Origin of the sequence: Pukyongia salina (genome assembly GCF_002966125.1) — a bacterium.
Classification (GTDB): Bacteria; Bacteroidota; Bacteroidia; order Flavobacteriales; family Flavobacteriaceae; genus Pukyongia; species Pukyongia salina.
Map to the genome: position 1 here is coordinate 2799896 of NZ_CP027062.1, position 23678 is coordinate 2823573.

The following is a 23678-nucleotide window of genomic DNA, read 5'->3' on the forward strand; positions in this document are numbered from 1 at the left end:
ATTATTTGTTTGAAATTCCGAAGAAATCACTTTCCACACCCTTAACCCCGGGTTTAACACTAAAAATCGAACCAGCCAACGGGTATTGAGCCACTTCATCCTCACTCATATCTATTAGTGCCGTTGTAATGTAAAGAATATCCAGGTTTTCACCGCCAAAGGCACAGGCGGTTACGTTATGCGCCGGCACTTCTATCTTATCGAGCATTTTTCCTGTATTAGGATTATATCGAGCTACGGCATTACCATTCCATAATCCTACCCAAAGCACATCTTCTGCATCGATCGCCATTCCGTCCGGATAGCCATCTGCAGGATCCACCTCTACTACAACACGTTCATTACTTATTGTTGAGTTTTTCAGGTTGAAATCGAATGCCTTTATTTGAGATGTAGGGGTATCTATATAGTACATAGTGCGGCCATCGCCAGACCATACGATCCCGTTGGAGATAGTAATATTATCGAGCATTTTTGTGGTTTCCCCATTAGGAGCAACCTTGTAGAGACTAGCGGCCGCTTCGGTTTCTTCAAGGTGCATGGAGCCTATCCATAAATTCCCGTTGGGATCACATTTTCCATCATTAAATCTGTTGGTAAGAATTTCTTCTTCCACATTCGAGATCTGCCTTATACCACCGTGACCGGTGTTCAAGATATAAATACCGTTGTCCAGGCCAATCACTGCTGTGGTATCTGTTTGCGGGACCACTGTCCCAATACGATAGGGCACAGGAAAGATACGGTTCGATTTGTTCTTCGGATTGTAAACGTTAAGCCTTTTTCCCAGGATATCCACCCAATAAAGTTCCTGGGTCTTATAATTCCAAATAGCTCCTTCCCCAAGCAGAGCTCGGGTTTTAAACTCCAGTTGGACATCGGTTCTTAAAGATTTTGTATCTGTTATATTTTTTTCTGAAGCGGGGTTATCAGCGCAGCTGAAAGTAATCGCAAGGATCACTAAAATAGAAAAATGCCGCATGGACTCAGGTTTTTGGTTAATTGCCTGTGAAGTTACATATTAATCTACAATTTCCGAATGCAATTAGAGCGTAGTGTAGGGAAGTGTAATAGTAACTTCTACCAGATTCCTGCTTGTATCGTCATGAATCATTATGTCGTACTGAGAAGTGTTGATCTGGGTAGTCCCTTGTAATTTCCCGGGCAGTTTTCGAAAGTTAAATGTAACCGGTCTGGAGATTCCTTTTATGGTGAGGTTCCCGCGAATTAAAAACTCGGAACCAGTTCCGGAAACCGACGTACTTTTAAATGTAAGCAGGGGGTAAACCTTGTTATTGAAGTATTTTTTAGACCGAAGATGCCTGTCTCTGAACCAATTATCGGTGTCGAGAGTTTCCATAGCTACAGAACCTGAGAAATCGGAATTTGCCAGATCATCAAGGTTGATAGCGCCACTGAACTTGAAATTGGACAGGGTGCCATCTACGTCATCATCTACAAATAGGAACTGTATCTCCGCTTCCAATTCGATGATGGAAATAGACTGTGCATGTAACGATGGCAACACACATAAAAGGGTGAAGTAAGCTAAAAGGAGTCTTCTCATTGTATTTATACTATAATCTATTAACGCCTATAGCGTGGTATTCATTATATATAATACAAAGAAGTTGCCTCACAATGAAACGGGTTCGCCTAAATGATATCTTATTTAGGATTTATACTAATGCCCGGCTTGGATTTGTCTGCTTTTTTGGGATTAATACTAATTCCCGGCTTCGATTTATCTGGAGCCTTGGTTTTGGGATTTATACTAATTCCAGGTTTTGGTTTGTCGCTTTTATTGCCCATGAGGTTGAATTTTAGAGGTTAACGTTTCTCTATAATACGACAAACTACCGACTTACCCAAGTGAAAATCGCTTATTCTTCATGGAGGAAATATGCAGGATTTCCTTTTTCAACCAAGAATTGTGTACATTTAAGTCATACTATAGCTTTCAGAAAATCAAATATTTACAGTAGAAGCTAAACCTAACCAAACAAAGCATATACATGAAGTTTCTTGTTCTAGCCGCCCTTCAGATCGATTCGGTTTTAAAATTGCTGGAGATCATTATCTGGCCGGCAACCCTTTTTGTTATCATATTACTCTTTCGAAAACAATTTAAAGATGCCATGGAACGATTGGGGTCTTTTAAAGCAGATGCCACTGGTATCTCAATGAGTTTCGAGCCTAAATTGGATGCAGCAAAAAAGATCTTTTCTGCACTGAAACCTGAAGGAACTGCTAAATCTGCCGTTTCTCTCCACGAGAGTACCAGTTTTACGGGTTCGCCACAGGAACAGTTAAGGCAAATTAAAACCGAACTACACAACTCCCTGGTCGAACTAGCCGAAGAGGCTAATATAAATCCTTCGGGGAATTCGACCGCAGCGTTAAATAGGGAATTGGCGGACAGATCTATTGTAAAGAAGGACAGTTATCACTTGATCGAGGCCTTGCTCGATGTTATTTCTGCCGCACCGCCATCCATTACCCAATCGCAAGTTTCAGAAATAAAGCAAATGTATAATTCAATATAACCTCATGAGCGAATTATCCAATGCTTTTGCTTTGATCATAGGAGTGGGAAATGACCTGCCGGCCAGTGCCGAAGACGCCAGGGCGATCTATGATATCCTTGTAAACAAAGAATTGGCAGGTTATAAAAAGGAAAACATACGTCTATTGGTGGAGGAGGAGGCGACCAATAATAATATCGTAAAGGCATTGGACGCACTTGTGGAGCAGACAGATGAAGAATCTTCAGTTTTTATGTATTATTCGGGACATGGGGGAACTTATACAGATAATGATATCATCGAGCTGGAGCAGGGCGGTGTGGGCTTAAAGCCTGAAGAAGAGAACAGGTCGCACTATTACCTGGTGCCCAATAATTTCGATCCAAAAAATTTCAGGGAAACCTGGGTTCTTGCTTCCGATTTGAAGGATAAACTAAGGAGTTTAAAGAGTCGAAGACTTATTTTGTTCCTAGATTGCTGTCATGCCGAAGGGATGACCAAAGCCGGCCCCGAGATCCAATCTAAGAGTTTAAAGGACCGTATTCGAAATCCTGAAGGACTGGTGCATAGAATAGACGACGGTCGTGGCATTTCCATAGTTTCATCCTGCAGGGCCGATGAGCTATCCTGGATCCTGGGTGACGAACCCAACAGTTTGTTCACCACCTGCCTGCTGGAAGTACTAAAAGGGGAGCATAAAGAGGTTTACCAGGAACCCTATATCCGGATGACCGAAGTAGTACAATACGTTATGAAACGTGTCCCCGAACGAAAACCCGTACAGCGTCCGTTTGTAAATCTGCAGTTATACGACGACTTCATATTGAGTAGCGTACCTCACGTGCGCAGGAACAAAGTGCAAAGTAGTGAGGTGGTTGAAGGCGGTACCAATAAATCCTCCCAGGAAGAGGAAGTAGTAACTACATTCAGAGAATCCGGGGCCGCTAACCTGGTGCTGTTTGTCCATGGATTTTCCGGTGAAGCGGCAGCAACTTTTGGTGAGATCCCACAGCTACTAATGCAGAACAGTGATATGGATGGCTGGGACCTGATGCCGCTGGGATATACACAGCATGTTAAACCTGAAATGGGTAAAACTGTTTGGGCTTCAGAAAATGATATCCTTAGAATTGCAGATTACCTTCGTTCCGTTATCGAATACAAGTTCAATTCGTACCAACGGATCGCCCTTATTGGCCACAGCCTTGGCGGACTAGTGGTTCAGAAGGCACTGGTGGATCTGGATCCGGCCCAGTTAAAGAGAATAAGCCATGTAATGTGTTTTGCAACGCCAAGTGATGGTATTTCGGCAGAGGCCTTAAAAAAATTGTGTAATGCAAATAATTCCGCCTTGCAGAAAAACGGAAATTTCATACAGACAGTGCGAAAAGACTGGAACGTGAAATACGAAACATCTCCGCCCTTCAGCTTTGCTGCAATAGCTGCCACCAACGACGAATTTGTGCCGGTAAACTCAAGTTTAGAGCCTTTCGATGATGCCTTTCGTATCACCCTTGATGGTAGTCACTTTTCAATAGTAGATCAAACCAATAGGGAGAACGACACCTACCAATTGATCCTGCAGTCGTTAACCGGAAATACCTTCCACAGCATGTATACCAACAAGGAGGAGATCAATATTGCTCTGGGGAAATACGATGCTGTGATCAAGGAATTACTACCACAATGTGAATCCCTGAATCTTAAAGGCCTTCGAAACCTGATCTTCGCTTTAGAAGGCATGGATCGTACCGAAGAAGCCCTCGAAATTCTGGAAGCACATCCGTTGGCGAAGGAGAACTCTGATCTAATGGGAATACTGGGCGGCCGGTTTAAACGTAAATATCTGCAAACCCTATCACAGGCTGACGGACAAAAAGCCATAGAATATTACACAAAAGGGTTAGAACTGGCCGAGGCGAAAGCCAATGCCGGACAAATATATTATCTCAGCATCAATTTGGCATTCTTAAGTCTGTTGTGTGATGAAGATCATCAGGCGATGCGTGAATATGCAGAACAGGCCCTCGAAGCCACCCTAAAAGATGCTTTCGACAACCTCTGGAAGATCGCAACTATGGCCGAAGGCAACCTATATCTTGGACAATTAGAAGAGTCGAAGCAATTATATAAAAAGGCTGCTGAAATGGCGGGCGTACGGGAAAAGATCTCTATACATACTAATGCCTATGCCGCCTATACCAGTTTAATGCATACCGAAAATCCGGATGATGAATTTATAAATTTCCTGAAAATCAATTTTTTATCGTAACTTTTTCACTCAATCCATATTTCCCATGTTGAAATTCGATTCTAATAATCTGTCCCAATTGAATTTCAAAACTGCAATGAAAAAACCTATCCCTATCCAATGCGCTCAGATAGATGACGTGTTCGAGGTGGAAACCATGGAAGGGACCCTGCGCGGCAAGAAAGGCGATTGGCTGATGGTAGGGGTGAATGGCGAAGTATACCCCTGTGATCGAGAGATCTTTGAAAAAACATATCAAATTATATCGTAGTATTAATTAACCTCACAAAATAATGTCTGACAAAACGATTTTTTTCAGTTACTCCCGGGATAACTCGGATTTTGTCCTAAATCTGGCCAAGGAATTGCGCGAAGCTGGCGCAAAGGTTTGGTTGGATCAATTGGATATCAAACCCGGTACTCGCTGGGATAAATCTATTGAAACTGCCTTAAAGGAATCCTCCACCTTATTAGTGGTGTTATCGAAATCATCGGTGGCATCGCATAATGTGATGGATGAGGTTTCCTATGCACTCGAAGAAGGAAAAACTGTAGTACCCGTATTACTTGAAGATTGCGAGATACCCTTCAGACTGAGACGCCTGCAATTTGCAGATTTCACTACTTCCCATAAAACGGGTAAAGAAACCCTATCCAAAGCCTTACACCTGGGCGACGAGGTGAAATCGAAATTGGTGAGTGAATCCGGCACTTCTTCACAGGAACCTGTTGCCGCCAAACCAGATCCGGTAACCACAAGTACTACTGCACAAAGTTCCCCGCCTCCGCAAGAAGCCCCGGCAACAGTTGCTGCCAAAGCGACGGCAAGTGCAAACTCTTCCGGCTCTAAAAAAGGAATTATTTATGCAGTGATCGCCGTAATAGCCGTGGTTGCAATCTGGGGAATTTACAGTATCACTTCCTCTGGTGAAGGCCATAACGATATGATGGCTCAATGTAAAGCAGACTGGGAAGAACTGGAAACAGATCTGGCTACCGATACAGAATCATTCAATGAGTTGGCCGCCTTACGCAGGCATATCGAATTGTATGCACCCTGTCCTCACGAGAATGAGGCTATGGACAGGATCTCTTTTTTAAAGGCCATGGGAGGTGATGCCGGGGATGTAGCCACAACCGATATTGAAGAGAATGGAAATGAAAACCAGGCGAGCAGTACAAATAGTTCCGCTGCATCGACCAATGCGCAAGGAACACCCGGTACCACTAATAATATGGGTAATACAAATAATACTGAACCTGAGGAAACACCCGAAGAAGTTATTGAAGAAGCTATTGCCAGTGATGCCGTGAATGGCAACAATGTGCAGAAGGTAACTTATAACGGCGGGATGTTTATGCAGAAAACTCCAAAGATATGGTTGGAAGTTAATGAGAATGGAGAGCGCATCTTTAAAGTAACCAAGCGGGATCAAGATGCGGTTTATTTAAGAGAAGGGGATGTTAGGCTCAGGCTGGATGTTACCAATTTTGTAGTGTATTACACCGATGCTAATACAGCGGAATTTCAGCTGTATGTCATCGACGAGATCTCAAAAGATATATAGTAGTTTCAGTAAGATAAATTATCGTTTCCGAAGCGAAAGTAAAATAAGCAAGGAGATTAGGGAACAAATTAGGAAGCCAATAAACAGGGGTAAGGCCGTATCTGCTACGTAACGCCCTATCCAGGTGCTGATGGGTACTGCCATCATAGTAGCGATAAATCCGGTAATGGCTGCACCTATACCGGCTATATGCCCCACAGGCTCCATGGCCAGGGCACGAAGATTTCCGAAGAGGAAGCCTACACAAAAGAATTGAATTCCGAAGAAAAACAGCAGAACATAAATACTGGGATTATCACTTCCGAAGAAAAAGATCACATAGAGTAGGGAAGTGGCAAAATATCCAATTAATGACAGGGAAACGAGTCTTTTCATCCCGTAGCGTAGTACAAAACTTCCATTTAGAAAAATAGCCGATCCTATGGCTATAGCCAGGCCGGCGAAAATGTAGGGGAATTCCTCTTTAAGTCCGTATTGCTGCTGGAAGATCTGCTGCGAACTACTAAGGTACACCAGGAAGGAGCCTACCACAAACCCAGAGATTAGGGTGTAACCCATGGTTTTTTTATGTTTAAGTACTTCTTTAAATCCTTCGGAAATGATTGCCGGTGTAAAGCGGATGCGGTTATCTGGTGAGAGCGTTTCTGCCTGTCTTTTCCAAAACCAGTAGGCTACCAGCAAACTGATGAAGATCTGAATGTAAAAAATGCCCTGCCAGTTATGAAGATCTAGTACAAGCTTACCCAATGCCGGTGCGACTATGGGTACAAGGAGAAACACAACTGTCACAAACGACATGATTCGCGCCATATAATCGCCCGAATATTTATCCCGAATTATGGCAATGGCGATGGTACGAGGAGATGAGAGACCGATCCCCTGGAGAATCCTTCCCGCGATCATCACCTCCAGGGAGGTGGCGTATACACAAAGAAAACTTGCGATGATAAATATTATAAATCCTAAATAGACTACAGGTTTTCTACCCAAACTATCGGACAGAGGGCCAAAGAAAAGCGGCCCAATTCCAAGGCCAAGAAATATCATTGTGATAAGCAACTGGTTATCAATGAGTCGGCTCGTTCCAATGGCAAGACCAATAATATCGAGGGCTGGCAAAAGGGCGTCTATGGCCAGGGCCACAACAGACATGAGGGCCGCCATTAAAGCAATAAACTCTATCTGCGAAGATTTTGGCTTAGACATTTGGCAAAAGTAGTTTATTATTAGTATATTAATATCGTCTAAGCGCTCAATCTACACGGACTTAATTTTTTCGTAACCTAACATTCATCATATTTTAAAAAGTTAGGTCTGCATAGCTTTAAGGTTTAAAAATTAAATCGATTCGTTAACCAAATAATACTACTGGAAAATGAAAGTATTCGACAACAAGCACATAAAGAATGTTGTGTTCGTAGGAGCACACCATTCGGGAAAAACAACCTTGTCTGAGACCATGCTTTTCGAAGCTGGTCTTTTAAATAGAAGAGGGACCGTAGAGCAAAATAATACCGTATCAGATTATCACGAAATAGAGCACCAAAGAGGTGCTTCTGTTTTTGCTACCCCACTGCATACAGAGTGGCGGAACTACAAGATAAACATTATAGATACCCCGGGACTGGACGATTTTATTGGGGAGATCATTTCCTCCATTCGGGTGGCAGACACCATTTCTATGGTAGTAAATGCTACAGATGGAGCCGACATAGGGACAGAGATCATCTGGAACTATATAGACAAATACAACAAACCTACGGTGTTTGTGATCAATAAGATAGATGCAGACGACGCCAAGTTTGACGATAGTGTACAGAGCCTTATGCAACTGGTTGGTAATAATGCTACCCTCATCCAGTATCCCATCAAGATGGATGGAGCTCAATGTATTATCGATGTGTTGAAAATGAAGTGCTATAAGTTTGGGCCAGAAGGAGGGAAGCCAGAAAAACTGGAGATCCCGGACGACCAAAAAGAAAGAGCCGAAAGGTTACATAACGAATTGGTAGAAAAGGCAGCCGAAAATGACGAAGAGCTCATGGAGCTTTATTTCGAAAAAGGCAGTCTGAACGAAGACGAGATGCGAAAAGGAATAAAATTGGGAATGCTCAATCACGATCTGTTCCCTGTATTCTGTGTATCGGCTTTAAAGGATATGGGTACAGGACGCTTAATGGGCTTTATTGACAATGTAGCACCATCTGCCGCCGATCTGCGTCCGGAGCAAAGCGTGGAAGGGGAAGAAATAAAGCGTAGTGTCGATGCAGATACAACGCTTTTTGTATTTAAAACCCTTTACCAACCAAATTTAGGAAAGGTAACCTTCTTTAAGGTAAAAGCCGGGGAAGTGAATGTAAACGATAAATTGTACAATGCCAGAACGGGGGAAGTGGAAACCCTCAACCAGCTATTTATAATGGATGGTAAGGTGAAGCATTCTGTACAGAAGCTTACACAGGGGGATATTGGTGCCACGACCAAGTTAAAGTCGACCGAAACCAACGACACCCTCAACGAGAAGGAGAATGGACCCACTATAAAACCGATACAGTTTCCGCAATCACGTATCGAGAAAACCGTTTCGGCGGTGAATACTTCGGAAGAGGAGAAACTGAATGATGCCCTAAAGCGAATTCATTCTCAGGATCCTACCTTAAAACTTCGCTACAACAACGAAACACATCAAACCGTGATAGGTTGCCAGGGAGAATTACACTTGTTAACTATATCGTGGGCATTAAAAAATATTTACGATGTGGAGGCCAACTTTGATATTCCGAAGATCTCTTACCGGGAAACAATCCAACGAAGTGCAACGGCAAATTACCGGCATAAGAAGCAGAGTGGGGGAAGTGGACAATTTGGTGAAGTACATTTAAAGATCGAGCCTTATTTTGAAGGAATGGCAGAGCCGGAAGGCTTTAATATTAGAGGAAAAGAAGAGATCGACCTGCCTTGGGGCGGGAAGTTGGTATTCTACAACTGTATCGTTGGTGGGGTGATAGACACCCGTTATCTGCCATCTATAATGAAAGGAATACAGGAGGTAATGGAGTCTGGGCCGTTAACCCGGTCCTACGCCCGCGATATCCGTGTGATGGTGTATGACGGAAAGATGCACGCGGTAGATTCTAATGATATATCGTTTAAGATAGCTGGGGCACATGCGTTTAAGCAAGCCTTTGTGAATGCCAATCCGAAATTACTCGAGCCCATAGATGAAGTGACCATAAAAGCACCGGAGTCGATGGTTGGGAATGTAATGACCGATCTTCAATCGCGTAGAGCCCTTATCCAGGGAATAGATTCGGAAGATCGTTACCAAGTGTTAAAAGCGTTGATCCCAAGGGGAGAGATGAGTAATTTCTCAACCCAATTACGATCATTAACTCAGGGACGAGCCAACTTTACATCGAAATTCCACAGTTACCAGACAGTACCTACCAATATTCAGAAGCGACTTACAGAGACGACGGAGGCTGTGGGACAGGATAAGTAGTGGGAATTGGTTGTGGGTTGAAATAATACTCGAAAGAATACTAACATACTAAATAGAATAGGAACCTTAATAATGATAGACTATGCAGACACAAGTGCGTTATTTAAGTGATTTGAAGTTTAACCTGGAAACCTGGCGCAGGGAATTGCGTTTCCATTTTGATGAGATGGATACCTTTCAAGAGAAATTGGAAGAGATTGCCGTGCGTGAATTTGGACAGGATGCCCGGAAGTCTTTAGAAAATTTTCAAAACAGGATCATGATCGAGAAAGCTGCGATCGCCAAGTTAAAACACCGTTGTAAGGATAAACTTAGAAATATACATGTGGCCGATCTCACAGAGGATATCGACGGCCGTTTAAGATCGGAGCAGTCTACACTAAAGGACGATATGCGCACCTATATTAAAATGCATTATGACCTCAAGGAGGAGATGATGGATTATTTTGCCACATATCTGGACGAGTAAATTTAACCATGCTTATGACTTTTAAACCACATCCTTGTGAGGGGGTGTGGTTTTGTTGTGTTTACACCATAACTTAATGAGGTTGAATGAGTTTTGAGGTACGATTTTTGCGATAATGAAGAAAAAAAATGATATGAGAACTATAGTTTTAGTTATAAGTTTACTAGTGCTTGTGGGATGTAAGAGTTCAGATCCTACCATCACAGAAGCCGAAGCACAGCGTACAAAGATGTTGATAGACAATAAGAATTACGAATTAGACATGAGTTGGGCTACGCCTTTGGCATCCAATGCTATGAACCAGATAAGTAATGCCAATTTATTGCCGGTAGATAGCAGGACGGGCCGAATCAACCTGATGGGCAGCAGTAGTTATATACGCGTTAAAGGAGACAGCCTGGAGGTTTATTTGCCGTATTTTGGTACACATCAGTTAGGACACAGACCCGGAGATACTAATAGTGCCATACAGTTTGTGGGTGAACCAGACAAATACGAAGCAAGCTACAATGAAAAGAAAGAACTCACGCAGATCTATTTCAGGATGAAGGAGCGCACAGAGCAGTACGATGTGAACATTCGCGTATTTAAAAACGGAAATGCAAATGTGAATGTAAACAGCACCCACCGGAATTCTATAAGTTATACCGGAAAGTTAAAGGAGATAGAGGAGAAATAAATAGCAGAATCTATTGAAACAGGGGCAATACCTGAAATATCCTATTTGACATAATATAAATTATGATACATTTATAGCTAACCGACAAATAAAGCGTTCTAAACAGATTTCCGCATAGCTGCGCTATTTTACATAATATCAGATATCACTTCGCGTAAGCGAATTATATCGGCAGATATTATGTAAAAGGAAATCTGAGACATTTATGACTGGCAAGACACCTCTGAAACTATCAAACTAGAATTTTTCTTTTCTACAAAGCAATTAAACATATTGCTAGGTTTTATGATACATTTATAACTAACCGACAAATAAAGCGTTCTAAACAGATTTCCGTATAGCCGCGCTATTTTGCATAATATCAGATATCACTTCACGTAAGCGAATTATATCGGCAGATATTATGTAAAAGGAAATCTGAGATATTTACGACTGGCAAGACACCTTAAGTTATTTTAATTGAGCTTTTCAATTCCTTCTAGTAAATTAACAATACACGGGAAGCTTTATAGAACATTTACATATATGTAAATATTTAATTGAAAACGAAAAGATTCATCAGTTCTTGAATGAATAATTAAGATTATTAGAAAACCTTGATGAGATAATTATTTGTGAATCTGTAAATTAAACTTAACCGCCTAAAATTTATTTTTTAAATACTATGTTAACAACCAAACTATCTTTTAAATTATTCTCTGATTGCCTAACTTTACAGTGCTTTTCGCAATACTTTTTATCACTAAACTGATATAATAATTACTATAACAACCTTTACAAAATAGAAATATTAAATGGCAGAATTCCTTACTACAAATGGTACATCACATCAAATAGAAAATATCATCATTGAAGCTAAAAAAGAACTATTTTTAGTTTCACCCTACCTACAAATTTCTAAGACATTCTTTGAAAGACTGAAAGATGCTGCGAATAAAGGAGTTAAAATAAAAATCATCTACGGCAAAGACGAACTTAAACCAAATGAACGAAATTCTTTAGCTGAACTCAAGAGTTTAGAATTATTCTATTTTGAAAATCTCCATGCCAAGTGCTATTTCAATGAAAGTGACATGGTAATTACTTCAATGAATATGTATGAATTTTCAGAAAAGAATAATCGTGAAATGGGAGTTTTTATCACCAGAATTGGTGATGGTGATCTCTACGAAAAAGCTATTAGTGAAACTCGCTCTATAATTCAATCTTCGGATATAATGCAACTAACAAAAACTAAAAGAAAATTCTATCAAAACAAGAAAGAGATACAGAATAATTCTAGCAGTAAGAAGCCAAAACGAGGATATTGCATTAGATGTGAACAACGAATTCCTTATGACATTGAGAAACCATATTGCAAAGATTGTTTTAGCTCATGGTCTCGCTACAAGAATCCTGATTATGAGGAAAATGTTTGTCATTCATGTGGAGAATTTGAAGCATCGTCCTTGGCAAAACCTGTTTGTTATGATTGCTACAAACTTTTCGAAAAATAATCGAAAGGAGATCCAAGCTCTTTATATAAATAGAAAATTCTTTAATTATTCTCCCTCCCCTATTCTATCAAAAAAATTACATTGCATTTGACAAGCCACAATCTAAATTGTATGATTTAGGTGAAGGAAAAACCGAATGGAGTCAAAAAGAGAAATGTTCTTGACGTTCCAAAAATTGAATAAATTAATAGTTTAACCAAAGTGCTCAATAACCTATTCGTAGATAGGATAGAACCAACATCAAAGGAATATTTAATTTTCTACCTTTATACAAATGTTGTGCGTCATACCAACCAACCCAATAGCAAATGATTAAAATACCATTAAATAGAGCAATTCAACTTTTAGAAGCCAGACTTTATGAAGTAGATAAACCTGAAACAGATTTAAAAGCATTACAAAATCGGCTTAAAATTGACGTAGAAGCAATATTTGGTAGAGGAAGTACACAATCTATTTCTGTGATTACTCTTGAAACCCTGCATTTTGACGATCCTAATAAAATTGCTAAATGCAAAACTAATTTTAGGCAAACTATCCAGGGTTGGATTCAATACATTAAGGATTTTAACATCATCGAGAAAGAAAAAATAGAGACTTCCGAGCAGGAGTACAAAGAAAAATATAAGATACTACTCGATCAATGGAATGATTTAGTTCCTGAATATAGTCAGCTTTTGGCTGATTACGAGAAAATCATTGGTAATTATGATGACGCACTTTCAGAATTGAAAATTTTACAAGACAAATTGAGTAAAAAACAAAGTTTAGGCAAAATGATAAAGATTTTGTTTTTAGGAGCAAGCCCAATAAACGAAGTTAAATTGAGAATTGATGAAGAGGTTAGAGATATTGAAGGCGGACTAAAATTAGCATCATTAAGAGACCTTTTTGAACTTAAAATAGAATGGGCTATAACAGCAAAAACTTTGCAACAAGCAATGTTAGATGAGCATCCTACCATTGTTCATTTTTCAGGTCATGGAGATGCAAATGGAATTGCTGTAGAAGATTCTTTAGGAAATGCAAAACTTATTGAAAATGACGCAATAGGAAGTTTGTTTGAACTCTTCTCTAAGGATATTAAATGTGTTGTTTTAAATTCATGCTATTCAGAATCTCAAGCAATTGAAATATCAAAGCATATTCCATATGTTATTGGAATGAAAAAATCAGTTAATGATAAAGCAGCAATAGCATTTTCTGTTGGATTTTACGCTGCTTTAGGTGCTGGAAAAGACATCGAATTTGCTTTTAAAATGGGAGTTGTTGCTGTCAAATTAGAAGGAGTTTCTGGAAGTGACATACCAGTATTATTAGGATAATCAAAAAGTACAAAACACAAAATTTGCTCAGCTATATGCACTGATTCACAAACAAACATGAATAATAAAGAAAAATTTCCAACACCTTCTCAATTTTATAGAATTAGAAGACCTGAATATTTTTCAGATTCAAAAATAGAATGCAAAATTCTATTGACGAAAGAACAATTAGCTCATGAATTAAGTCAGATTTCAACTAATCAAAAGCATGATAATTTTGAAACTCTTTGCCGAAGATTAGCAGAAAAACTGATAACCCCAAATTTAATTCCTCAGGTTGGACCAACAGGTGGCGGAGATGGAAAGACAGATTCAGAAACTTATCCGGTCTCTAAATATATTTCTGATAGATGGTTCATAAGTGATAACAAGTGGAATGAAAATGAAAATTGGGCTTTCGCAATGAGTGCTAAAACCGAATGGAAACCAAAAGTAAAAGGTGACGTAAAAAAGATTGTTGAGACAAAAAGAGGTTATACTAAAACATATTTCTTTTCTAACCAAAAGATACGCAGTAAAGAAAAAAAGACAACTCAAGATTTAATTAAAGAAAAATATGATATTGAATTAATTATTCTTGATGCAGAATGGATAATTGAAAATGTATATAATTATAATCTTCTTAATGATGTTATAGAGAGCTTAAATTTATCAATCGAGCATCGAGAAGAAAAGATCATAGGACCGAATGATTCTAAAAGGAGTGCAAAACTATCTGAAATTGAAGAAAAAATAAATAAATCGGATAGACCTTTTGAAGTTGATTATCAGCTTGTAGAGGATTGTTTGGAAAGTGCAATTTTGTCAAGAATGATAGAATTACCGAAAACTGAAGTAGTAGGTAAATTCGAAAGAGCGAAAAGGTTTGTAAACAAATTAAACAACCAGCAGCAGAAAATAAGAATACATTATCAACTCGCTTGGACTTATTTAAATTGGTATGATGATTATATTGGATTTTACAATGAATTTATTGAGTTTAAATCTCTAGTTAATGAAGAGCCAAATCTTAATAATCTCGAATTATATTTAAATCTATACAATTTATTAAAGACAGTTTCTTCGATCAAAGAAGTAAAAAAATATGTAGAGATAAACTTCACTAATGACGAGTTCGAATTTGTTGAACTTTTAGAAAGGTGCAGCAAAAATCTAGAAAAACATTCAACTGCACTGTTAAGCAAATTCTATATAAGTTTTATTAATATTTCAAATCAACTTAAAGATGAAAAAACAATTTCAAAAGAGATAATAAATTTACAGACTTATTTTGAAAAAGGTAAAAATCATCTAGATATACCATTTGAACAATTAAAAGGAATTATTGATATATATAGCGAACTATTACCAAGCAACAAAGAGTTTGATACCTTGATCGATGTTCTTGCTGAATTTGAGTCAACTAGAGTATCTGAATTATCTTCTGGTAAAATCTATTTAAATAGAGGGAGTACAAAGTTAAAAAATGATTTAAATAGGGAAAGTTTAGTGTTTTTTGGAAAGGCTGTTAGAAAATTGGCTAAAGAAGAATCACAAGACGAATTTTACTTTTGTTTGATGCTATTAAGTGATGCATATTCGAGGTTAGGATTGTATTGGGCTGCAAATAATTGTTTAATTTCTGCTATTAATATTTACGCCAATGAATGGTTTACTACAGGTTCCATAAACAAAAGATTTTATAGAGGTGTTGTTCAAATTTTAAAAAATGAGACAATAATTGGACGTATACCTGTGTTACTGGCTTGGTATGAACTATTTAATGTTATTAAACATTATTTTGAGACAGAAATCAATTTGGAAAATGACGAAATGCATATTGAAAATCTTATTGATGGTTGCCTTTCTACTCGTTTATTAAGTATGGATTTCGAACATTTCAATGAAATATCTGAATTACCAGATATTTTGTCTAAAAATGAACTTTGGCTAAGCAGTGATTCATCATTGTATTTATTAGGACATGAGGATATAATAGAAATTGATGAATCTAAAAGTCATACGTTTACAAAAGAAAATTTCAAAAATTTCTACAATACACTAGCTAACCAACCATTTCTAAAACAAATAGCTTTTGAGACTAACTTTTTAAACAAAGAAGAAATAACTTTATGTACTAGAATTCTTGGTATAAATTTTACAATTTATACAACAAATGACATACAACTTGTAATCTTAGGTGAAACTATTTTAGCATATCTAGAATCATATTTAGCAACGGCTTTCGAGGATGCTTTTCCTTTAACTGAGAAAATTGTTTTAACCCTTAATTATAAAAAATTAGATAAATTCTTTAAAATAGAATCTGAAAGTAAAAGTTTCTTTAATTTAATTATTAAACAAGGTTTTGTCTATGAATCAAAAGATATTTCAGCATTAGTAGAAGCAATTATTCCTCTAATTATTGCTGGCAATTACCTTTTTAGAGATTACAAAGATTTTTTCGAAAACCTTTACAAAAAGGATGAAGTCCATGAGAGATTAACTCTAATAATTGAGCATAAAAATTTCTTAACCAATATCCTGACCTCAAAACCCAAATTCTTTCTAAAAGATTGGAAAAAAGAAGGCAGTAAAGTTTATCCTTTAAAAAGGACTTCAAGTCCCATAGAAATAAATCTATCAAAATCTGAACTAAAAGGTGTGAAAAAAAGTAAGGGAAAACCTGACTTCACTTCGGCTACTCACAAAAATCTAAAAGCAGAAACAGTCATTGATGTACATTTATGGGATAAAGCCAAATGGAAAGCATTCGGGTTTTTAAGTATGCCAACTGACAATCCATTTGGCATTGTATTAGCTTTTCAAAATGAAGATGCTGGAAAAAGCATATTTGAAAAATGGATAAAGGAATACGGTAAAATAGATACTCATGATATAATATCTATAACTATAATTAAAGGTGTCAGAATAGACAATCCATATTGGTATAAAATATTGATAAGCAAGAGTATGGATAAAAAAGAAATGAAAGAAGGTCAATTTTTTTCATCATCTTCTCGATTTCATATGATGGAGCCGGAAAATAATATGAATTTGAACCATTTAATAAAAGGTTATGAAATTTTCAAAAAGTATATTTTAGTTCCAGCTCATATTGATAAGAATTATAATATGAAACATTTTCCTGAGCTTGGCATACTCAAAAGTAAATTGAAAATAATTGATGCTTGGGAAATAGGAATCCACGATCCTGAAAGAGTTGTAATCACAGAGGAGGATAACCCAATTATTCCAGATAATGTTGAAAATCCACCAATTTTGGAATTGCTAGAAGAAAAAAGAAAAAACAAATAAGTACATCTCACTACAACGTATATAAAAAGCGTTAAAATCGATCATACGAAAAAATTGAACTAAAAGTTTACGACAATAGATTTCTAAAAAATAATTGTCAAAAAAAAATATTACAAATGACAAAATCAGAATTATTTAAAAACCTAACTGAATCTCAAAAGATTGAATTCAATAATGATATAAAAAATGTAATAAACGAGATCATTTCCTCTGGGCATATTTACCAGGATAAATTACATGAAGTTGATATTAACATGCGTTTAGAAGATTCCATACTTCTAAATGTAACACTTGGATTTATTGTTGAAGATAATTTAAAAATAAAGGGAGTAATCAATAACATTATAAAATTAGATAATGTTGATGATTATTTGGATTCGATAAATAAATCTAAAAGCCTTGACGACAACTGGATTAATCCAATTTAATATCCTCAATTCCTATCGACTTTATGCTCTCTCCTCCTCCACTCTCTCCAACTTGACTAGTTTAGCATCCCTGGACAGTTTTTCTATTTCCAACTCACGCCGCTCCTTTTCAAAATTCTATATCCGGTCCACAATAGATTTGGTTAAAAACTTTACCTGGTCTTTAAGCATGTAGTTTCTATGCTTTAGTCCATGCCCTTTTAAAATGTCTAATGCCTCTAGAAGATCTTGAAAGCAAAGGTCGATTCTCCGTAATACGAATGAATTATTATTTCCCTCTGAATATGTGGCAAATATCCAATTGAATTTTTCTCCTAGAGTAGCTATTTCTTTTCGAGTTTAAGATCCACCGTAACACCTCTAATACGCGATTCTCAGTGCCTGAGACTAGCCAACTTTTTTATCACCTTGTAATCAATCTACTCGCTTGTATTTTTCTTTCATTAATTCAAAATAAATGAACCCTGCTCTCTGATACCAATCTTGCATGCCGTGTTCATTCTCGCATGCGTTGATAGATTGCAAGTTTCTATCCAATGCAGTCATAAGTTCGGTATACTTGTTATCATACGTTCGTTGGAAGGCCTCAAATTGGTCCATAATTCCCTTTCGTTCTGCTTGCCAGGCAATGCCCAAGGCTCCATGAATACCAGATACATTGTCGCCAAAGGCAACGGCCGAACTATTAAACTTCTTGGTATTGGAATAGATACAACTTAAGCGCTGTAAACTTCGTCTAATCACATTCAAATTTGCAATTGCAGTTTGATAACAGCTTTGACAGGCACTATTGTCGAAACAACCGGTAGGCATCATTCTGGCAGCATTAGTTTCGAAATCTGGCGTACACTCTTCATTACTTAGGGCAAGTGATGCGTTGTACAGATCGTTCGCGCTTCGTGCCGCATCCATGAATCTGTAGAATTGTCCCATGGTTCGCACAAGAGTTGGGTCCACTTCTGGGCGTGATCGGATGGTTTGTGGATTCCCCAGAGCCGTTCTTGGCATCATTCGTCTACTTCGTTCTATATCATTCAGCCGGCCTTGTCTAATCATGTCGACCATATCCGATGGACGAGCAATTCTTGTTTCATCCTGACCCCAACAGAAAGAGCAAATAAATAACCCTATCCAAAAAACAGTTGATTGTAGTTTTATTCTATTCATGCCTTCTTCTTTTTATTCTTTATGAAAAAATAGAAAATTATTAGAAGTAGTATTCCAATAATGATATATAAAATGTTTTCCTTCAGTATTATTAAGATCCCGCCCTTTTCTTCCGGCTCGGGGTTAAATATTTCAGGTAGCTCAAAATCTACTTCATCACCTGTCCAGACCAAAAGACCATAGCTAGTAGAATCTGCCTTCGCAATCACTCTGATGCCAAAATCTGTTTCCGTCTTAAATGAATCCTGCCATTCGCCATTAGCATCGGTTTTTCCCTTGCGGTCTTCATTAATCCAATTCATTTTGTGTAAACTTATCTCCAGGGGTTTATTTGGATCATCCACGTTGACGCCTACATAGATGGGGCTATAAATGCTCACCCCATAGACAGAAAAATACAGCGTGTCATTCACTTGGGTCACCTTCGTTAAATTCATTTTCCCTTTACCGATATTCAGGGAATCGTCTTCAAACGTAAGTAGCTCAAGTTTGATCGGTTTTATATTTTCATCCAGTGTAAAAGGTTGAGCGAATGCACTTAAGGAAAAAAGTGTTGCCCAAAGAAAGAACACCAAACATGAAGCTCTGGATTGAATATATTTCATAGTAAATAATTTAATATCACGAGTAAACTTTAATTACTCTTAAATGTACCAAAAAAATCAATGGTAATTTTTATTATATAAATGTGGTCCTTCCCTCCTACTTCGAATTGGCTGTACGATATGGGAGATTACCTTATAAATAATTCTCAATAGATTTATATTAGGTAAAAACCCTTATTGTCAAGTTTCTCGTAGAAATGTATTTTTATCTCACTTTAATGTAGAAGTAATGGGCGAATATGCATCGGTTATCTCTCAGGATAAAATTAAGTCTACACCACATACTGAAAGATTCGGTCACAATAGTCACAGCCAAACAGTCCAATTTATTGATAACCGACCAAGTACTAAATCGATACAAAGATTACAGCATCTAGCCAATGAGAGTCGTAGGGATGAACCGATTGTGCAACTAAAAAGAATTATCCAATTCCATTTAGATCAAAACAACTGGAAGCCAGAGTGGGGAAAAGCTCCAAAGACCAATAAAAAGTATAAGAATATGGCTAAAAAAGAGCAAAATCTCGTGGCGCCACCTGTAATTAATGAGCCTGTAGTGCCAAATTCCCCAGTGAATGCAGATGTTAAAAAAAATCATTTAAAAGTTCATAGATCGAAAGGTAAGGTTGTAAAAAGACCAAATGGGCAAAAAATTTCGGTGGGAAATTATCGGTACGTTGTGAGTGCCAAAGGTGCTCTGTTCATAGAATTGGAACCTGAAAAAAGCCGAAATATTGCAGCTCAAGATGGTGGATCCGGTAGTATAAAGGCAGTACCCGATGATCATACTCAATTTTTAGGAAATCAACATGTTCAAACCGCAGGCTATTTAACCATAAATAAAAAAGGTAGGATAAAAAAAATAACTAATCATAGTGGACATTTCAAACCAACAGCGACGCAACATAAGGCGGCCGTGAAAGGATTAAGAAAAGTTAAACTTGTTCCTAAAAGTGCAACGATTGTGACTCGCACTGAAAATAATGATCAATTTAAAGAATGAAGGAATATACTTTTAAGAGTTAAATCTTTCCTCCTTTTTCTTTTTAACTCACTACAATTAAGACGATCACCACTTAATTCAATCACTATTACTAAATGGTTGTTTCATATTATAATCAGGAAAAAACCTCTTTAAAATGAGTTGATTACCTCTACTTTCTATTCTAGAATGAACGTATATTGGTTTGATTACTAACCACTTAAAATCAAACCAAATGAAAACCCAGTCTAACTATTCTAATTATAATCCTGTTCGAAATAAAATTTTCTCTTCCCTCCTATTAGTTCTTGTGGGTATATTGCTGCTGGGATGTGGCAGTACCAGAGTAAAGTATATCCAACATTACGCTAGCAACAAACTAAAACTCACCAATAACTCTGTTATTACGGCCCCTCAAGGAAAACAGTTTATGTTATACCTGGTAAACTGCATCGATAACTCTAAACGTAATGAAGGGTTCTTTTTTACTTCAGATCGCTTACGGGAAGGCGATTATCAGGACAGCCCGGTTGAGGAAGTACTTATCTTAAATAAAATTGTTAGCACAGGAGCGATCGAAACCAACCTTGGGCAGGTAGTTTTTCTTGTACCTGTATTTGATAATAAGGCTTTCTATAACTTAAATTACGCCTCCTATGGTTCGGAAAAAGTGTTTTTAATAAACCAAACAACCTCGGGCCCCATTGCCGGACCTTCATATATAACCATAGACATGATCGATCTAAACAATGCGTCTATGGCCTATTCGCCGTTTATCGGTGATGATTATTGTGCCGATAAGGGGTCGTATCATAATTAGGTAATATTAGCGCTGTCTAGAGGTGCCTTCAGAAGAAATACCCCTAACAAAAACAGGAAAAATCCTATTATAAAACGGATATAATACCTTGATATTTATAGACTTACATCGCCTAATTTTACATTAATACTAAAACCTAAAACCATTTGTCATGGCCGAAATTCATAAAGAGAGTGTCCATATTATCGACACTAATGAGGTACCCATGATTATCCTGGATGCAAATTCCGCAGAGATAATTATAGGGGATACAGGAACACACGGAAACCTAGTAATTAAGGATAATGCCGGAAATATAGTTTGTACAATTCAATCTTCCAATGGCCAGCTCACCGTGGGTGGTACGAACCAAAACGGATCCATTAACATAGCAAATTCGAACGATGAAGATACGATCAGGCTTCAGGGAGGCTCGGCAAATTGCTATGTGGGCAGAACCGGAACGGCCGGTAACATGTATTTTAGTGACGTGCAGGGGAATAATTCGGTGGTGATCGACGGAGCCAATGGAAATATAAGCCTCGGAAACGAAGGGCATGACGGTGATCTTACCCTCTATGCTTCCGACGGGGTAAACACAGTTCATATTAATGGTGACCACGGAAACATGCGCCTGGGTGGTGAAGGCCATGATGGCGACTTGCTTATTCGGGATTCAAGCAACGTACAAACCATGCACCTGAACGGCGAAGAAGCCAATATCACCCTGGGCGCCAATGGAAAGGACGGAGATATCTTCATGCGCGATTCTAACGGAGTGCAAACCATTCATCTAAATGGAGAGCAGGGAAATATTACCCTGGGTGCGAACGGCAAGGATGGGGACCTGATGCTACGCGATTCCAGCAATGTACAAACCATTCATCTAAACGGTGAAGAAGGAAATATCATTTTAGGTGCCAACGGTAAGGACGGGGATGTGTTTATAAACGATTCCAGCAACCAACAAACCATTCACCTAAATGGTGAGGAGGCCAATATCACCTTAGGTGCCCGTGGAAAGGACGGCGATATATTCATGCGGGATTCCAGCAATGTGCAAACCATCCATTTAGACGGAGAGCAGGCAAACATAACCCTAGGGGCACAGGGCAAAGATGGGGATCTGTTCTTGCGCGATTCCAGTAATGTGCAGACTATTCATTTAAATGGTGAAGAGGGAAATATTACCCTTGGAGCCAACGGTAAGGACGGGGACATTTTTATGAACTCCTCCGATGGTGTACAAACCATACATCTTAATGGGGAACATGGAAACATCGAACTGGGCGCCAATGGACATGATGGAGATCTGCTTATTAATAATTCCAATGGAGATCGTACGATAGAACTCAACGGTGATACCGGGGATATAATTCTGAAGAACGCCGATTTCGCCGAAGATTTTGATATACTGCCTGCCAATGATGTAGAAGCCGGTTCGGTGGTGGTGATAGACAGCAACGGAAAACTAAGACCCTGCACCGTAGGATACGATACTACTGTTGTAGGGGTAATTTCGGGAGCCGGAAACTATCAGCCGGGGATGATACTCGACAGACACCCCGAACGTGAAAACAGATTGCCGGTTGCCATGCTTGGAAAAGTTTCGTGTAAGGTGGATGCTAATTACGGCCCCATACGCGTGGGTGATATGCTCACTACCTCCCTTACCAAAGGTCATGGAATGAAGGCCGAGGAAAACGCAAAAGCAGGTACCATAATAGGTAAGGCACTTACTTCGCTTGAAAGTGGCAGAGGATATGTAGACATGTTAGTGAACCTTCAATAAGAAAATTATGGCATCGATTAGAGCATTAGCGGGCTGTGCCGGAATGGACACTTCGGGAAATTTTTCGATCCTGGGTGATTTCTTCGGATTTAGAAGATCGAGAGTCCCGGTGGACCAGGGCCTCACTGGAAGTAACAGGGCTTCTGTTTCTTTGCTTCAGCTGGCACAGGATTTGGACGATGATTTTGTAAATTTAAACATCGTAAAAATTGGATCCGATCAGTTTGTAGTAGACAACAATCCTAGTACAAGCCTTCCTAACAACGATCATTTTCATCTTATCGATTATTGTATCTATCGCATAAGGAACATCTATCGCACCAGGGGTGTTGGCGTGGGCCGTATAGAACATTACTCGGTGCTCACCGCAGATGCACAGGGGCATGACAATTGCACGACCAGAGATGAAATGGAGGAAATTACCGATACCTGGACAGTTCCTAATGATGGTATAGATACCTTTGTGCCTATCATACTGAATGTTCCCAGCGGAACAGGTGTCATTCTGGGAAGATCGGCTGTCAACGGGCCATGTGAGGACAAGGATGATAAAGGTCTCAACGGTTCGGTCTTTGGGCTGTGGGGTCCCGAACAGGCCTCGCGAACATTTGCACATGAAGTAGGCCATTACCTAAAACTGAAACACAAGAACAGCACCAATAACAACCTGATGCAGCAAAGTGGTAGCGTTCCCAGTGGCAACATGCGAACCTCGGTAAACCTTACTAATTCTCAGGGGAATGATATGAAGAGCCATTGTTTAATGAATTCCGGATGTTAATTTTAAAGAAAG

Annotated in this window: 21 protein-coding genes; 15 read left to right on the forward strand and 6 right to left on the reverse strand. The window is 38.6% G+C overall.

The genetic code is table 11. The annotated features are described in order from the left end of the window. Position 1: 1 nt before the first annotated feature. The 3 genes from C5O00_RS12595 to C5O00_RS14525 form a co-directional block, all read right to left on the reverse strand. Positions 2-982, reverse strand: coding sequence for an SMP-30/gluconolactonase/LRE family protein (locus tag C5O00_RS12595; protein ID WP_105217184.1), 981 nt, complete (start codon positions 980-982; stop codon positions 2-4). 63 nt (positions 983-1045) lie between these two features. Next, complete coding sequence (locus C5O00_RS12600; protein WP_105217185.1) at positions 1046-1567, reverse strand: YceI family protein; 522 nt, start codon at positions 1565-1567, stop codon at positions 1046-1048. A gap of 101 nt (positions 1568-1668) precedes the next feature. Beyond that, on the reverse strand, positions 1669-1812 hold the full coding sequence (locus tag C5O00_RS14525; protein WP_158676856.1) for a hypothetical protein: 144 nt from the start codon (positions 1810-1812) through the stop codon (positions 1669-1671). A gap of 203 nt (positions 1813-2015) precedes the next feature. Here C5O00_RS14525 and C5O00_RS12605 point away from each other — a divergent pair, with 203 nt between their 5' ends. From C5O00_RS12605 to C5O00_RS12620, 4 genes are all read left to right on the forward strand, one after another. Then, a complete protein-coding gene (locus tag C5O00_RS12605; RefSeq protein ID WP_105217186.1) occupies positions 2016-2546 on the forward strand; it encodes a hypothetical protein in 531 nt (176 codons plus the stop codon). Between the two features lie 4 nt (positions 2547-2550). After that, a complete protein-coding gene (locus C5O00_RS12610) occupies positions 2551-4797 on the forward strand; it encodes a caspase family protein (protein WP_105217187.1) in 2247 nt (748 codons plus the stop codon). 76 nt (positions 4798-4873) lie between these two features. After that, positions 4874-5047 carry a PGDYG domain-containing protein gene (locus C5O00_RS12615; protein WP_244592992.1) on the forward strand — a complete coding sequence of 58 codons (174 nt, stop codon included), beginning with the start codon at positions 4874-4876 and terminating at the stop codon, positions 5045-5047. Between the two features lie 22 nt (positions 5048-5069). Beyond that, positions 5070-6344 (forward strand): toll/interleukin-1 receptor domain-containing protein, encoded by a 1275-nt coding sequence (locus tag C5O00_RS12620; protein ID WP_105217189.1) that lies wholly within the window; start codon positions 5070-5072, stop codon positions 6342-6344. A gap of 18 nt (positions 6345-6362) precedes the next feature. Here the strand turns inward: C5O00_RS12620 and C5O00_RS12625 are convergent, their stop codons facing one another. Further along, entirely contained in the window at positions 6363-7550 is a 1188-nt protein-coding gene (locus C5O00_RS12625) for a multidrug effflux MFS transporter (protein WP_105217190.1), read from the reverse strand. 169 nt (positions 7551-7719) lie between these two features. On the opposite strand from C5O00_RS12625, the gene C5O00_RS12630 reads away from it, so the two are divergent. From C5O00_RS12630 to C5O00_RS12660, 7 genes are all read left to right on the forward strand, one after another. Continuing rightward, the gene (locus tag C5O00_RS12630) at positions 7720-9846 is read left to right on the forward strand and encodes an elongation factor G (protein ID WP_105217191.1); all 2127 of its coding nucleotides are present in this window, start codon (positions 7720-7722) and stop codon (positions 9844-9846) included. A gap of 82 nt (positions 9847-9928) precedes the next feature. Then, a complete protein-coding gene (locus C5O00_RS12635) occupies positions 9929-10315 on the forward strand; it encodes a hypothetical protein (protein ID WP_105217192.1) in 387 nt (128 codons plus the stop codon). A gap of 133 nt (positions 10316-10448) precedes the next feature. Next, a complete protein-coding gene (locus C5O00_RS12640) occupies positions 10449-10994 on the forward strand; it encodes a DUF4251 domain-containing protein (RefSeq protein ID WP_158676857.1) in 546 nt (181 codons plus the stop codon). A gap of 794 nt (positions 10995-11788) precedes the next feature. Continuing rightward, complete coding sequence (locus C5O00_RS12645) at positions 11789-12490, forward strand: phospholipase D family protein (protein WP_105217194.1); 702 nt, start codon at positions 11789-11791, stop codon at positions 12488-12490. Between the two features lie 308 nt (positions 12491-12798). Beyond that, positions 12799-13815: a CHAT domain-containing protein gene (locus C5O00_RS12650; protein WP_105217195.1), complete on the forward strand. Its 1017-nt coding sequence runs from the start codon at positions 12799-12801 to the stop codon at positions 13813-13815. Positions 13816-13872: 57 nt separating this feature from the next. Beyond that, positions 13873-17112 (forward strand): hypothetical protein, encoded by a 3240-nt coding sequence (locus C5O00_RS12655; protein ID WP_105217196.1) that lies wholly within the window; start codon positions 13873-13875, stop codon positions 17110-17112. A 116-nt stretch (positions 17113-17228) separates the two neighbouring features. Further along, positions 17229-17540: a hypothetical protein gene (locus C5O00_RS12660; protein ID WP_105217197.1), complete on the forward strand. Its 312-nt coding sequence runs from the start codon at positions 17229-17231 to the stop codon at positions 17538-17540. A gap of 414 nt (positions 17541-17954) precedes the next feature. Here C5O00_RS12660 and C5O00_RS12665 read toward each other — a convergent pair whose 3' ends face one another. Further along, a complete protein-coding gene (locus tag C5O00_RS12665) occupies positions 17955-18707 on the reverse strand; it encodes a hypothetical protein (RefSeq protein ID WP_105217198.1) in 753 nt (250 codons plus the stop codon). Continuing rightward, positions 18704-19312, reverse strand: coding sequence for an LPXTG cell wall anchor domain-containing protein (locus tag C5O00_RS12670; protein ID WP_105217199.1), 609 nt, complete (start codon positions 19310-19312; stop codon positions 18704-18706). Before C5O00_RS12670 ends, C5O00_RS12665 begins: the two co-directional genes overlap by 4 nt. Positions 19313-19541: 229 nt before the next feature. Between C5O00_RS12670 and C5O00_RS12675 the strand changes: the two genes are divergently transcribed. The 4 genes from C5O00_RS12675 (at position 19542) to C5O00_RS12690 (ending at position 23666) form a co-directional block, all read left to right on the forward strand. Then, entirely contained in the window at positions 19542-20315 is a 774-nt protein-coding gene (locus C5O00_RS12675; protein WP_105217200.1) for a hypothetical protein, read from the forward strand. 214 nt (positions 20316-20529) lie between these two features. Then, positions 20530-21114, forward strand: a complete 585-nt coding sequence (locus C5O00_RS12680) for a polysaccharide deacetylase family protein (protein WP_105217201.1) — start codon at positions 20530-20532, stop codon at positions 21112-21114. A 151-nt stretch (positions 21115-21265) separates the two neighbouring features. Further along, positions 21266-22885, forward strand: a complete 1620-nt coding sequence (locus tag C5O00_RS12685) for an autotransporter outer membrane beta-barrel domain-containing protein (RefSeq protein ID WP_105217202.1) — start codon at positions 21266-21268, stop codon at positions 22883-22885. A gap of 7 nt (positions 22886-22892) precedes the next feature. Further along, positions 22893-23666, forward strand: a complete 774-nt coding sequence (locus C5O00_RS12690) for a hypothetical protein (protein WP_105217203.1) — start codon at positions 22893-22895, stop codon at positions 23664-23666. The last annotated feature ends 12 nt before the right edge of the window (positions 23667-23678 follow it).

Coding starts and splice junctions, on each gene's coding strand:
- C5O00_RS12670 (WP_105217199.1), bottom strand. CDS start 19,312: ATGAAATATATTCAATCCAGAGCTTCATGTTTGGTGTTCTTTCTTTGG.
- C5O00_RS12610 (WP_105217187.1), top strand. CDS start 2,551: ATGAGCGAATTATCCAATGCTTTTGCTTTGATCATAGGAGTGGGAAAT.
- C5O00_RS12600 (WP_105217185.1), bottom strand. CDS start 1,567: ATGAGAAGACTCCTTTTAGCTTACTTCACCCTTTTATGTGTGTTGCCA.
- C5O00_RS12685 (WP_105217202.1), top strand. CDS start 21,266: ATGGCCGAAATTCATAAAGAGAGTGTCCATATTATCGACACTAATGAG.
- C5O00_RS12650 (WP_105217195.1), top strand. CDS start 12,799: ATGATTAAAATACCATTAAATAGAGCAATTCAACTTTTAGAAGCCAGA.
- C5O00_RS12630 (WP_105217191.1), top strand. CDS start 7,720: ATGAAAGTATTCGACAACAAGCACATAAAGAATGTTGTGTTCGTAGGA.
- C5O00_RS12605 (WP_105217186.1), top strand. CDS start 2,016: ATGAAGTTTCTTGTTCTAGCCGCCCTTCAGATCGATTCGGTTTTAAAA.
- C5O00_RS12635 (WP_105217192.1), top strand. CDS start 9,929: ATGCAGACACAAGTGCGTTATTTAAGTGATTTGAAGTTTAACCTGGAA.
- C5O00_RS14525 (WP_158676856.1), bottom strand. CDS start 1,812: ATGGGCAATAAAAGCGACAAACCAAAACCTGGAATTAGTATAAATCCC.
- C5O00_RS12645 (WP_105217194.1), top strand. CDS start 11,789: ATGGCAGAATTCCTTACTACAAATGGTACATCACATCAAATAGAAAAT.
- C5O00_RS12625 (WP_105217190.1), bottom strand. CDS start 7,550: ATGTCTAAGCCAAAATCTTCGCAGATAGAGTTTATTGCTTTAATGGCG.
- C5O00_RS12595 (WP_105217184.1), bottom strand. CDS start 982: ATGCGGCATTTTTCTATTTTAGTGATCCTTGCGATTACTTTCAGCTGC.
- C5O00_RS12620 (WP_105217189.1), top strand. CDS start 5,070: ATGTCTGACAAAACGATTTTTTTCAGTTACTCCCGGGATAACTCGGAT.
- C5O00_RS12615 (WP_244592992.1), top strand. CDS start 4,874: ATGAAAAAACCTATCCCTATCCAATGCGCTCAGATAGATGACGTGTTC.
- C5O00_RS12680 (WP_105217201.1), top strand. CDS start 20,530: ATGAAAACCCAGTCTAACTATTCTAATTATAATCCTGTTCGAAATAAA.
- C5O00_RS12665 (WP_105217198.1), bottom strand. CDS start 18,707: ATGAATAGAATAAAACTACAATCAACTGTTTTTTGGATAGGGTTATTT.
- C5O00_RS12690 (WP_105217203.1), top strand. CDS start 22,893: ATGGCATCGATTAGAGCATTAGCGGGCTGTGCCGGAATGGACACTTCG.
- C5O00_RS12640 (WP_158676857.1), top strand. CDS start 10,449: ATGAGAACTATAGTTTTAGTTATAAGTTTACTAGTGCTTGTGGGATGT.
- C5O00_RS12655 (WP_105217196.1), top strand. CDS start 13,873: ATGAATAATAAAGAAAAATTTCCAACACCTTCTCAATTTTATAGAATT.
- C5O00_RS12675 (WP_105217200.1), top strand. CDS start 19,542: ATGGGCGAATATGCATCGGTTATCTCTCAGGATAAAATTAAGTCTACA.
- C5O00_RS12660 (WP_105217197.1), top strand. CDS start 17,229: ATGACAAAATCAGAATTATTTAAAAACCTAACTGAATCTCAAAAGATT.